This is a genomic window from Planctomicrobium mucosum (assembly GCF_051466335.1).
In the GTDB taxonomy this organism is placed as follows: Bacteria; Planctomycetota; Planctomycetia; order Planctomycetales; family Planctomycetaceae; genus Planctomicrobium.
On the sequence record NZ_CP195793.1, the window covers coordinates 1,371,635 to 1,383,632 of the forward strand.

The following is an 11,998-nucleotide window of genomic DNA, read 5'->3' on the forward strand; positions in this document are numbered from 1 at the left end:
GTTTCGCAATTGCGACGGTTGCTTAATGGCAGCCTTCCGGGAATAACCCCTACAGTGTGAATGTGATGTTTCCGTTTCTCACCGGGGAGGAGTCATCTTATTCGACTTTGCTCTTGGCGTGAGTCTAGCTTGATGGGGCAGTCTATTTCACGGAAGGTCGAGCACTTACCGCTGATTCGGATTGAAATTCACAGTAAGAATCAGCGCGAGAAGACTGCGATCAGCCAGTCTGGATCCAGATATTATGAGTACAATTGTGGATGATGCGACATCACCTCCGGAAGACGCCGCTCCGCAGAAAACACAATATTTGACGGAAGATGGTCAGCCCAACGTCGCACTCCTCCAGGATCGCACACCGGAAGTGTTGAAGTCATCACCCAGAGTTGTCTGGCTCACATTGGTGCTGGCCGGGCTCTATGTGTACTCGAACCTGCTTCCAATCTGGCACACCGACATCTGGGGGCATCTCAGCTATGGTCGTTGGATTGTCGAAAATCGAGCGGTTCCTCAGCTTGAACCGTTGATGCCGTTGTCGAAGGGGATTCCGTTTTTGGATCTTCCGTGGTTGAGCCAGATTATCGGCTACGGAGTGGTTCAGCGGTTCGGAGTGACTGGTTTGCAGTTTCTGAACGGTTTGGGAACGACACTCGCTGTCGGTCTACTCGCTATCTGCGTATATAATCGCACAGGGCGGCTGGGGGCCGCATTACTGACTCTGCTTGTCTTCTACTGGGGTGCCTATCAGCAGTTTCTGGTTTTCCGCCCGCAATTAGCGGGGCTGGTCTGTTTTGCTGTCGTCTTCATGATGGCTGCTTCGAATCAATGGAGACGCTGGTATCTGGTTGCATTGCCTATTGTCTTCACTGCGTGGGCGAACTTGCACGGATCTTTCATCGTGGGATTTCTCCTGATGGGGGCGTTTGTGGTCGGTCGAGCGACTGATCTCTATCGCCACTCGCGTAGCTGGAAGATCGTCATTTCGGATCGCACATTGCGAGGAATGGTTCTGGCGACACAACTTTCACTGGCTGCTGTTCTGCTGAATCCATATGGATTGGCGATCTACGGGGAGATCTTCGCGGTCTCCCGTCATCCCAATCTGGAAACATTGATCGAGTGGGACCCGCTGACCTTGCGGATGAAACAGGGGCAAGCCGCGTTAGTGATTGCCCTGACTTTGGTGGCCCTCTATCGTGTCAGCCCGCGACGCGTCACTGCCCGCGAAGTACTGCTACTCTGCGGATTCGGAATTGGAATGCTCTGGCATTCTCGCATGATTCTCTGGTGGAGTCCCGTTGCCGCGTACTATATCGGTCTTCATGCCGCTGCAACGTTCCAAAAGTGGTGGGGAACCAGTGACAAACCGGTGAAGACCGGCGGAGTGTGGACCGTCGCGTCACTCGGAATCATCTGGATTGCCTTTGCTTATACACCCTTTGGAATTGAAGTGATTCATGGCCGGCCTAAAGACGCCAAAGCTGTTGAAAAACGGTTGCACGCAGCCGTGTCTCGTTCGACTCCAATCGAGATCGCGGACTATCTCAATCGAAATCCGCCCGTGGGCATGGTGTTTAACACCTACGAGTGGGGCGATTACTTATTGTGGGCGGGCCCGAAGGGGATGCAGATTTTTGCCAATTCACACGCCCATCTTATTCCGGAAGAGATCTGGAGCGACTACCACGCAATCTCCAGGCTGGGGGTCAACTGGGAAGACCGATTGAATCGCTATTCCGTGAACACTGTGGTCGTCGACCAGAGATCGCGTGGCGATTTGATTAAGGCATTGGAAAAGCTGACGACATGGAAGAAGAGCTATTCGGATGCCAAGGGAGCAGTCTTCAAGCGAGTGAAGCCGCTTTAGCGATTCGTTCCACTCCAGCGAGCAGTTCCTGTTTCCTCGATCTCAATCACGATGTGATTCGACTCTGAAAATACAGAAGATCCCATGAGTCAGTATCCGAAAAAACGCATTTCAACTCGATCGATTATCGTCGTTCAGATGGTCGTTCTCGCAGCGTTCGGCACCGCCTACTTTCTGGCCAATGCAGAAGCCCGCGCCTTGGTAAGTTACGAGTTCGCGGGGAAAGAACGGTTTCATCGTGTTCCTGTGACCCGTGACATGCCGATCCCGATCACTCGTCCTTACAACAGACCGGATTTGATTTCCGATGAAACTCTGGCCGCTGTCTTGCGACAGATTCAACCAGAGTTTGACCGCAAAGAGATGAAACCCAACTTTGTGGAACACGCTCTGAGAGCCTGGGGAGTTGACGCGACATTCCAGAACCCCAAGGCTGTTTCGGGCCAGGAGATGCTCGAATTTCTGACAGACACAGCGAAGTTCGTGAACTCCTGGGGATCGGAGATTCAGCCGCTTTTGCAGGAACGACCTGTGGGAATCGGCGTCCATTGGGGGACCGATACCGGAGCTTCCTACCATCATGACCATTTGTTGGCGTGTGTCACTGAAGCGAATGCCCCGCTAAATACTCCCGTTTATGGACCCGCCAGAAAAAATGCGACCCTGTTCGACGTTCTTCAGGAGTCGATGCGAGATTTCCGACTCGATGAGCGAGAGGTCGAGTGGACGGCGATGGCCTTCGGGCTCTGGATCTGTCCTGAGAAAGAATGGATTGGATCTGAAGGGCGGCACTACTCGTTTGATCTGATCGCTGATCGACTCATGCGCGGGGAACGTTCATTGGGAGTCTGTTCGGGAACGCACCGCGTGTATTCATTGATGCTGCTCATCCGGCTGGATGATGAATACCACATTCTCTCCCCGGACGTTCGCCAGACCTCTTATCGTTATCTGGAAGGGGTCCGTGATTCGATCATCGAGTCTCAGTTTGAAGATGGTCACTGGCCATCAAACTGGCCGGATGGCAAAGAGGCTGTTACGAATCCGGTTGATGATCCGCTCTATCGAAAAGTGATTGCAACGGGACATCATCTCGAGTGGATGTCGATTGCTCCGCCTGACCTGCTGGTTCCCGAAGAGCAATTGAAGAAGGCGGTTGACTGGATTGTTGAAACGACCCTCTCGCAGCCGAGATCAAAGATTCATGAATCGTACACGTTCTACAGTCATGTTGGTGCTGCGTTGAGCAACTGGCGACAGGAACGTCCCGCTTCCTTCTGGAAGAAGTGGGAAGAGGCACATCCGGGATTCGGGGAAATTGACGCGGTCGCTGAAGAAGCCAAGACCGAATCAGAGCAAGAGAAGCCGGTCGAGGCCGCGCATTGATTTTGAAATCATTCTGACACGTGTCTACATCGCTGATATGGCGAAACGCACAGTGCTCACGAGTTTTATCGTGGGCACTTTCTCTTTGATGCGGAGTCAATTTCGGATTCCCATTTGTGCCAATCCGAAGGCTTGAGCAGGATTGCTTACCTTCGATTGCAATTGCTGGATCGATGCTGGTCGCAGCGGATCTTTTTCCTAACCGGAATAGCTTTCGCAACTCTCTCGATGGGTTTTTAAGAAGTGTACAGCTTTACTGCGATCATTCGGCGCAATCTGCCTCTTGCGATGGAGGCGAATCGCAATTTTGGCCGCTCTCGTGAAATGTTGAAAGCTGAACTGCGAAAACTGCCGAATTGTAAGGTTAAGTGAATCGCTTGTCGTGAGAAGGCCAAGGCTGGCGTTGAGTTGAACTGTTTGTCCTCGCCAGACGAATTCACGAATGCGGTCCATCGAATCAAGTAACGGGAGTCTGAGCATGTTTCGTTCAACGGGTCTGACCCTGATTGCATTAGTCATGGCGAGTGGTTGTCAGACCGTTTCACAATATTCTCCGATGCGAATCTGGCGCCCCTCGGCTCCGGTGAGTGTTCCAGCTGAAAGCTATACCTCAGCAGAAGTGGATTATCCGGCTCAAGCAGAGAGTCCGGTTCCCGTGGCGATGCCAATTTATCAATCTCAAGAGTCGACTCAAGGGGACGATATTCCGCCGGCTCCTTCATTCGATTCATACCCTACACCTTCCCGGACCGCTCCTCCCACCCTCTTTCCAATGGAATAGTGGGTGGAGCGGTGGGTTGGTATTCGCCCAGCGAGTCCCTGCTCGTTCAGTTTTGAAAATCGGATCCATCAGAAGTCAAAGTGAGGCGATTCGTCGCCTCACTTTTTGTTTTTGGCTTGGGGAGTTTGTCACGTGTGACCGAAAGTGTGATCGGACTGCTTTGGTGGGTTCTCGTGTTCGATTGGGATGGCGCGATCAGTGAAATGCTTTGCGTTGCGGGAAGACTAAGGCGGGCCAGTCTGAAAAGTCGTGGCTTCCACTCAAAAAACGGTCGAAATTTCATCCGCCCCGTACTCAGGGTGTAGATTTGAATGGCACGCTCGAGTTTGAAACTGTCCCACCTGGCGGTTTCAGCTCGAGTCTCCTTCGAACGCAGGCATGCTGCCAAGGACTCCTCTTGTGTTGTGGGGATACAGCTTCAGGAAGAGTGCATGTGTTGTCAGCTTGTGATTCAGGGATTGCTATGCGAATCCCAGTCCGTTTTGAACATCTGTTTGGGAGATGATTCAACTGCTGGCTGGGTGATGCGAGGAGTTTTGCAGCGCGAAGCCGGTGCTGCGCACCGTGGGGATTACTTGTGATTTCCATTGTTAAAGTGATGATGGCTGAGTTATCGATTGCTCTAACAGGCATGGTACAATGAATTTCGACCATCAGATTTTGGCGTTCTGTCTTGGGTTTTCACTCATCGGCGTCGTCGGGCCATCTTCTGTTCAAGGGGGCTGTCCTTGTCAGAAGGGGGCTCAAGCGATGCCTGTGGAAACATTGGCTCCAACGCCTGAATATGCGGGAGCGGGATTTGTTCCCCCTGTTAGCATGCCGGGTGTCGCCCCGATGACACCCGTGTATGGAAGTGCGAATGCGCCCCCTATCGGGCTGATGCAGCCAGGAGTCGGGCCGGGTTACTCGGCTGCGACTGCCACTACATGGCAGCCACCCCCGGGGACAATCGGTCAGACTTATCAGATGAGGTCGCGTCCGGTTCCAGTGAAGATGCACCCACGAGCGGCTCTTGTTGATGTCCGGATTCCGGGTGCGAAGAATGTCCGTGTTCACGACATGAATGTGTACCGTACTCAAGATTTTCTTGAGGGGTTCCAAGACGACCAGGATTCGGACGTCTGGCACTTTACATCTGAACCATTGATTCCAGGGTTGGCCCACATTTACCGAATCGAAGCCCGCATCAATGGTCCAGAGGGAGAGAAGGTGGAAGAGCGTTACGTCCGCCTGATCATGGGGCGCGTGATCGAAGTCTCCTTCTGAGCGTCGCAGTGACAATCTGAATCGTTCAATCAGCCGCACAGTTCAATCTGACCTGTGCGGCTGATTTTGTTTTGACAGGCAACGCCGTACGGCAGGCTGATTGTCATTCTGCTGGCATCTCTTTGATGTACTCCAAATAGTTTTCTGGAATCAGAATCGATGTGAGTGTTCCGTTCGGACGGCAGATACAGCAGGCAGACTTCATTCGCCCCCAAGCGACTTTGACATCATCCCGCCAGAACTCGATGTAAAACGTCAGCGATTTTGCACCGACTCTTTCCACTCTCAGTCGGCCTTCGATGATGTCGTCGTAATGAACAGGTGCGACGTAATGGCAGCTCGAGTTGACGCGAGGCCAACCGATATACGTTCCGTCTTCCTGTCGCTCCATAATGTTGAGGCCGATTGAGCGGAAATAGGCATGCTCGGTCTCCTCCATCCATTTGTAGTAGTTGGAGAAATGGACGATCCCAGCCATGTCAGTTTGTGAGAACTCGATGCGGCGCTTGGCGATGAATGGAGGCATTCGTGGTGCTAGTCCTTGTTGCGACGTGGAGAGACGTTTCTTTATATGAAAATCTCTTGGCGTAAATCTTCTCGATCACGAGGTTTTCTTGTGTCGTTTTGCTGCAATTCGACGTAAATGAGATACTGTAGTGGTGAGTATTGCTGCAGGTTATTGCTATTGTAATTTGTGTTGCGAGAGAACTGCACCCACTCATGCTTCGATGATCCTTACTAGGAGGCCAAAGCAGCGTTCATCATGGTCCTCGAAGAGCTACAATCCGGTCTGACTCCATTCCTGGAGTTGTTAACGTCTCAAAGGATGACAATGTCAGACCCTACTCAACCTTTGCACTCGGTTCGAGTTGATCTCGAGCGGCAAGCTCGTTGTGGATATCCAGAGGTGATCTACGCACCGGGTAAGACCGACGAATCATTGTTGTTGGGGGTTCAAACGTTGCTTGAGGCGAACCAGAATGTTTTGGTGACTCGTTGCACTTCCGCTCAGGCCACCTTGTTAAGCACTGCGCATTCCCAACTGATTTCGAATCCTCGGGCGAAGACAATCAGATGGAATCCGCCCGAGACTGTTGAGGGGCGAGTTGTCGTTGTGAGTGCGGGGACTTCAGATTTGCCCGTCGCTGAAGAAGCGGTTGAGACACTGCGATGGATGAATGTTGACGTTGAACTCCTGATGGACGTGGGGGTGGCAGGCCCGCAACGATTTCTTCAGGAAAAGCACCGATTAGATTCCGCGCAAGCGATCGTCGTCGTCGCTGGGATGGAAGGGGCGCTTCCCTCCGTCGTCGGCGGCTGGGTTTCTTGTCCGGTCTTTGCTGTCCCGACTAGCGTCGGTTATGGAACTGCATTCGGTGGTATCACAGCATTACTCGGAATGCTCAATAGCTGTGCTTCCAATGTGGCGGTCGTGAATATCGATGGTGGATTTAAGGGGGGCTATCTCGCAGGGATGGTTGCCCGTCAATCACGGTTAAAATCCTGATTTCGAACTGTTTGATGCAGCCAGAGGAGTACCAGTGATGCGACAATGTCTGGAAATTTCTCAGCGAACTCTGCTTGGGGTTCTCGTCCTTTGGTGCGTTGTTGCACCGACGGCTGCGATAAGTGGCGAACGATCTGAAGAGTATCTACGGAACTGGCCCCATTGGAGAGGACCAAACGCAGATGGAACGGTAGTGGTTGGAGATCCACCGCTGAAATGGAGCGAAGCCGAAAACCTCCGTTGGAAAATACAGGTTCCCGGCCGCGGAAGTGCAACTCCGATTGTCTGGAATAGTCGGGTGTACGTTGTCTCTGCAGTTCCGACTGGAAAAGAAGCGCCGCCATTAGAAGCTTCAGGAGACAGAGCGCCAAGAGGAGGTGGCGAAGCGGCTTCGGAATTCTATGAATTCACCGTTTTTTGTTACCAACTGCAGACGGGGGAACTCCTCTGGAAGCAAATTGCAACGACAGGCGTTCCGCATGAAAGCGGCCATCCGACGAACTCTTTCGCCTCCGGGTCTCCGGTCACGGATGGAGAACGCCTGTATGTGACTTTCGGCTCTCATGGAATCTACTGCTACGACCTTGATGGGAACATCATTTGGACTCGCCAGCTGGGGAAAATGCAGACCAGACGCGGGTTTGGAGAAGGGGGATCCCCAGCGGTCTGGGGTGAGACATTGGTCGTCCCCTGGGATCATGAAGGACAGTCCCGAATCTACTCGCTCAACGCGTTGACGGGGGAAATCAATTGGCAACAGGATCGCGATGAAGTGACCACCTGGGATACGCCGTTGATTGTCCCGTATGAAGACCGTGTTCAGGTTGTGATGAACGCCACGAATCGCACTCGCAGCTACGACTTGCATACAGGCGAAGTGATTTGGGAATGTGGAGGACAAGCTACGAACGCGATCGCGTCTCCGATTGTTTACGGGGATCTTGCGATCTGCATGACGGGGTACAACGGGTTTGCTGTGTACGCGATTCCATTGTCTTCCAAGGGGGACGTGACGGAGACGGACCAGATTTCCTGGAAGAGGAACGATGCCGGACCGTACATCTCTTCGCCCGTCATCAGTAATGGCTCCCTGTTCTTTACGAAATCAAAGGACGCGATCCTGTTCAGCGTGGATGCAGCGACAGGAGAACCTCAAATTCGCGGAAAGAGAATGCCGCAGATGGGGACTCTGTACGCATCTCCTATTGCCGTGAAAGACCGGTTGTATTACTGCGACCGTTCGGGAACGTGCCTTGTCGTGAAGGCTGCTGACGAGTTTGAAGTGTTGGAGACAAACCGTCTCGATGAGGTGATTGACGCATCGCCTGTGGTTGTCGGAAACAAACTGATCATCCGTGGTGAAAAGTCTCTTTATTGTATTGAAGAAGATTCAGTGGCTGAGATTTCGCAGGAGAACTAAGTGGCAGTCCATCAGAAACTGGAAGAAAAGCGGGATCTTCTGCTCTCAGTTCTCCGAGAGATGGGAAGCGTCGCAGTTGCCTATTCTGGCGGTGTTGACAGTGCCTTGGTTGCAAAGGCTGCTGTGCTCGCCTGCGGGAATCGGGCTGTTGCGGTGACCGGATTGAGTCCCTCTTTCGCAACAGGCGAGCGGGAGATCGCGCAAAAGACGTCACAGGAAATCGGTATTCGTCACGTCATTGTACGCACGGATGAGTTCAATGTCGGCGAGTATCGCGAGAATTCTGGCAATCGATGCTTTCACTGCAAGACTGAGTTGTATGAACAACTGGAGCGAGTTCTGCCGTCGTTGAATGTCAACGTGATTTGCAATGGAGCGAACATTGATGATCAGGGAGATCATCGGCCCGGGATGAAAGCTGCGGGACTCTATTCGGTTCGAAGTCCGTTGATTGAAGCAGGGTTTACCAAACAGGATGTCCGCGATCTCGCGAAAGATTGGAAACTCCCCGTATGGAACAAGCCTGCTTCACCGTGTTTATCAAGTCGCATCGCCTACGGGGTGGAAGTTACTCCCGAGCGAGTTCGTCGAATCGACATGGCGGAACGGTTCTTGAAAAGCCGATTGCGTTTGAACGAACTTCGAGTTCGTCTGGAAGCAGGAGAACTTGCCAGAATTGAAGTTCCTTTGGTTCACATTCCAAGGCTTGTTGAACAAATCGTTCGAAACGAAATCTGTGAGAAGTTTCTGGAGATGGGCTTTCGGCGCGTGACCGTCGACCTGGAAGGGTTTCGCTCCGGGAATCTGAATCAGTCGCTGCCACTCATTGAGTTGCAGTTTGCTCGACCAGTTAAGAGTTCCTCGTTTTGAGTTCCGTTGGCGAGCAACCTCGGTGGGATTCGGAGAGAGCACTGTGTCTCACTGTGGGAGTGTTCTCGTTACTCCTGATGTTTTCAGTCTTCCCGCTTTGGCTGCCGTTGGATGGGGCAGTTCAGATTCCGTGGTTGCAGGTGCTCTGCCGTGCACCACTTTGGTTGGATAACATCACTCTCGGGGTGATGGTCGCTGGTGCCATTTCGTTGGTTGTTGCTGGCTCGACGGGGCTTTGGCCGCGAGTTGGGCTATGGTGCTACACGATTGGTCTCGCGGTGCTTGTCCTCATGGACCAGCACCGGTTGCAACCTTGGGCTTGCCAGTATCTCTTGTTCGGAGTGCTGTTTCTGGTCACTCCCAAAGGTGGGCGGATTTGTTATTGGCGATGGATCATTCTCTCGATCTATTTTTGGTCAGCGGTTTCAAAGGTCGATCTCGCTTTTCTAAAGACGCAAGGTCAACTGCTGCTGAACGGGATCGGAACCCCATTGGGGATCGACCTCGTACTGATGTCTGAAAAGACACGCCTACTCCTCGCAGCGATGATGCCAGCGAGCGAATTTCTGATTGTGCTTCTATTACTGGTTCAGAAAACTCGCATTTGGGGATTGTTGCTTTCCTTGGTGATGCACTCTTTGCTCATCTTCGGGCTAGCGGTTGGCTTGAAGCATGAGTGGAGTGTCGTGATCTGGAATCTGTACTTCATTGTTCAGAACCTGATTGTCTTCTGGTCGTCCCGTCCGATTGCGAAGAGCGATGCGAAAATTGCCGATCGCAGGGACTCAGCGGCGTTGTTTCTCTCGGTGGTATTCGTTAGCTACCCCGGTTTAGAACTGGTGGGGTGCTGCGATCACTGGCCGGCATGGTGCGTTTATTCATCCAGACAGGAAAACGTCAGGGTGATGATTGACGAAGAAGCAGCGGCATCGCTTCCAGAACACCTTCAGCGGTATTTGGGGAAGCCCGGTCCGCTGGAAGAGAGAGTTCCATTCAACCTCGAAGCTTGGTCGTTCTCGATTCGCAGTTGCCCGATTTACCCGCAAGGGCGTTATCGTCTCGCCCTGATCCTTGGACTGCTCGGGGAGTATCTTCACGAAGAGTCGCTCTCAGTCGAAATTCGGAATGTTCCAAATCGTTGGACCGGTCATCGAGTAGTTGTCGAACTCCATGGCATGGGGGCGATTCGGCAATACTGTGACGATTTTGTTCTCAACACAGTTGCCCGCGGGGACTGACCTGCAATTTCGCGGGAAGTTCATCTGGGAAGTTTGCGAGACAGCGAAGTTTGGTGGACAGGGAAAACTGCAAGGGAGACGATCTCAGCGTTCAAGTGGAAAATCAATTTGCTGAGCTGGAATTTGATTGAGTGTGACTTTTAATCCTGCTAGCCTGAATTTTAGAGTCGCTGGCCTGAGTTGTCGGCGCTGGTGTTCTTTGCGAAATTCGGCCTGACTCATCGATTCGAGCATAACAATCCCGTTGTGGGCTGTTGTTTGACGCGTATTGGAGGACATTCAAATGGATAGTCAATCTCGACCTGAGATCTCCAATGAACTCGACTTCATCGAAGAGATCAGACTTAGAACCTGGGCGAGGAATCATTACGCCCCTCAGGGAGAACGGAATCGACTTTGGCACCCCATTGTGCTGGATGAGATGCACCGAAAAGATGGTGAGCAGTCTGCAACGCACCATTCACGTAAGTGATTTGCCGCCGAATTCGGCTGACACATCAGCGAGCGATGTCCTGCCGTGTGAAGAGGTCAACAGAATGAAAACGAGACATCTGATTTTCACCAGATGTCTCGTCGTTTTAGCAGCATTCTCGGGCAGGTGCTCGATCGGCTTGTGCCCTTTTAGCGCCATTTAAGCGTTGATCTTCCCACGGAGTTCTTCGAGAAGACGAACTGCACTGCCGACGTCGGCTTTCTGCTGCTCGCGTTCTTCTGGAATTTCCCGTTCGATGGTGAGTGGGCCGGTGTAACCGATTTCTTTCAGCGTGAGCAGGTAGTTTTCGATCCCGACATCGCCGGTCCCGAGCGCAACTTCGCGTCCCCAACCTGTTCCGCGATCGGCTTCGGCAGCCCATGTCCCATCTTTGCAGTGGCAGCTACGGACGAGGTGGCCGACCTGCTTCAGCGCTTCGATCGGGTTGCCTGTCCCGTAGAGAATCATGTTCGCTGGATCGAAGTTGATGAAGAGATTGTCTCGCTTCACATCGTGAATGAATTCCAGCAGGTGATCCGCAGTTTCTTGTCCTGTTTCCAAGTGCAGATTCTGGCCGTTGCTCTTGGCGTGGTCGAGCAAGTCCTGAGTCACAGCGATCAAGTCTTTGTAGTCAGCGCTTTCTCGGTCTCTCGGCACGAAACCGATGTGCAATGCGATGACCGGGCAACCGAGCAGCTTGGTGAAGTCAGAGATTTCTTTCATCTCTTGAGCACGGGCTTTGCGTGTGGCCGGTGGAACCAGACCAACAGTGCGAGCGGATTCAGCAATGCTCGCGTAGCTTTCCCCTTCGAAACCGCCGAAAACAGCGGTGATGGTGATGCCTGCAGCGGTGCACTTGTCCAGGAATGCCTTGGCAGCTTCCGGTGTGCGTGTTTCAGCATGCGGGGCGTGAATTTGAACGGTTGGTACTTTCAACCATTGAACGACATCCAGATGGACGCCGAGTCCAGCGTCGACGGAGGTAAACACGCCAATCGGCCAGCTACTCATGTGGAATACTCCTGAGTCTGTAATGGATTTTTTCGAACTCCAATCATAGCAGCCAGTAACTAACGACTCTATGAAAGGCGAAGTTTTGAATAGCAACGCAGAATGAGCGCACATTCCGAATTGTTTTTGGCAAATGCTTCGAGTGAATTGCCATGAACGAACCGACATGTTTCGATGTTG

The 11,998-nt window shown here is 52.5% G+C and carries 11 protein-coding genes; 9 read left to right on the forward strand and 2 right to left on the reverse strand.

The genetic code is table 11. The features are described from left to right. Positions 1 to 244 precede the first annotated feature (244 nt). The 4 genes from SH668x_RS05515 (at position 245) to SH668x_RS05530 (ending at position 5,300) form a co-directional block, all read left to right on the forward strand. Positions 245 to 1,867 carry a hypothetical protein gene (locus SH668x_RS05515; protein ID WP_437187697.1) on the forward strand — a complete coding sequence of 541 codons (1,623 nt, stop codon included), beginning with the start codon at positions 245 to 247 and terminating at the stop codon, positions 1,865 to 1,867. Positions 1,868 to 1,951: 84 nt separating this feature from the next. After that, positions 1,952 to 3,253 (forward strand): hypothetical protein, encoded by a 1,302-nt coding sequence (locus SH668x_RS05520; RefSeq protein WP_437187698.1) that lies wholly within the window; start codon positions 1,952 to 1,954, stop codon positions 3,251 to 3,253. A 478-nt stretch (positions 3,254 to 3,731) separates the two neighbouring features. Next, the gene (locus tag SH668x_RS05525; protein WP_437187699.1) at positions 3,732 to 4,034 is read left to right on the forward strand and encodes a hypothetical protein; all 303 of its coding nucleotides are present in this window, start codon (positions 3,732 to 3,734) and stop codon (positions 4,032 to 4,034) included. 639 nt (positions 4,035 to 4,673) lie between these two features. Further along, positions 4,674 to 5,300, forward strand: a complete 627-nt coding sequence (locus SH668x_RS05530; protein ID WP_437187700.1) for a hypothetical protein — start codon at positions 4,674 to 4,676, stop codon at positions 5,298 to 5,300. Positions 5,301 to 5,403: 103 nt separating this feature from the next. On the opposite strand, the gene SH668x_RS05535 is transcribed toward SH668x_RS05530, so the two are convergent. Further along, on the reverse strand, positions 5,404 to 5,826 hold the full coding sequence (locus tag SH668x_RS05535) for an acyl-CoA thioesterase (protein WP_437187701.1): 423 nt from the start codon (positions 5,824 to 5,826) through the stop codon (positions 5,404 to 5,406). Positions 5,827 to 6,132: 306 nt separating this feature from the next. Here SH668x_RS05535 and larB point away from each other — a divergent pair, with 306 nt between their 5' ends. The 5 genes from larB to SH668x_RS05560 all read left to right on the forward strand — a co-directional run bounded on the left by larB (position 6,133) and on the right by SH668x_RS05560 (position 10,807). Next, positions 6,133 to 6,807 (forward strand): nickel pincer cofactor biosynthesis protein LarB, encoded by a 675-nt coding sequence (gene larB / locus SH668x_RS05540; RefSeq protein ID WP_437187702.1) that lies wholly within the window; start codon positions 6,133 to 6,135, stop codon positions 6,805 to 6,807. Positions 6,808 to 6,844: 37 nt separating this feature from the next. Next, positions 6,845 to 8,227 carry a PQQ-binding-like beta-propeller repeat protein gene (locus SH668x_RS05545; protein WP_437187703.1) on the forward strand — a complete coding sequence of 461 codons (1,383 nt, stop codon included), beginning with the start codon at positions 6,845 to 6,847 and terminating at the stop codon, positions 8,225 to 8,227. After that, positions 8,228 to 9,097 (forward strand): ATP-dependent sacrificial sulfur transferase LarE, encoded by an 870-nt coding sequence (gene larE, locus SH668x_RS05550; protein ID WP_437187704.1) that lies wholly within the window; start codon positions 8,228 to 8,230, stop codon positions 9,095 to 9,097. Positions 9,098 to 9,174: 77 nt separating this feature from the next. Further along, a complete protein-coding gene (locus tag SH668x_RS05555) occupies positions 9,175 to 10,335 on the forward strand; it encodes a hypothetical protein (protein WP_437187705.1) in 1,161 nt (386 codons plus the stop codon). A 283-nt stretch (positions 10,336 to 10,618) separates the two neighbouring features. After that, on the forward strand, positions 10,619 to 10,807 hold the full coding sequence (locus SH668x_RS05560; protein WP_437187706.1) for a hypothetical protein: 189 nt from the start codon (positions 10,619 to 10,621) through the stop codon (positions 10,805 to 10,807). Positions 10,808 to 10,966: 159 nt separating this feature from the next. Here the strand turns inward: SH668x_RS05560 and SH668x_RS05565 are convergent, their stop codons facing one another. Next, on the reverse strand, positions 10,967 to 11,818 hold the full coding sequence (locus SH668x_RS05565; protein ID WP_437187707.1) for a sugar phosphate isomerase/epimerase family protein: 852 nt from the start codon (positions 11,816 to 11,818) through the stop codon (positions 10,967 to 10,969). Between the last annotated feature and the right edge of the window lie 180 nt (positions 11,819 to 11,998).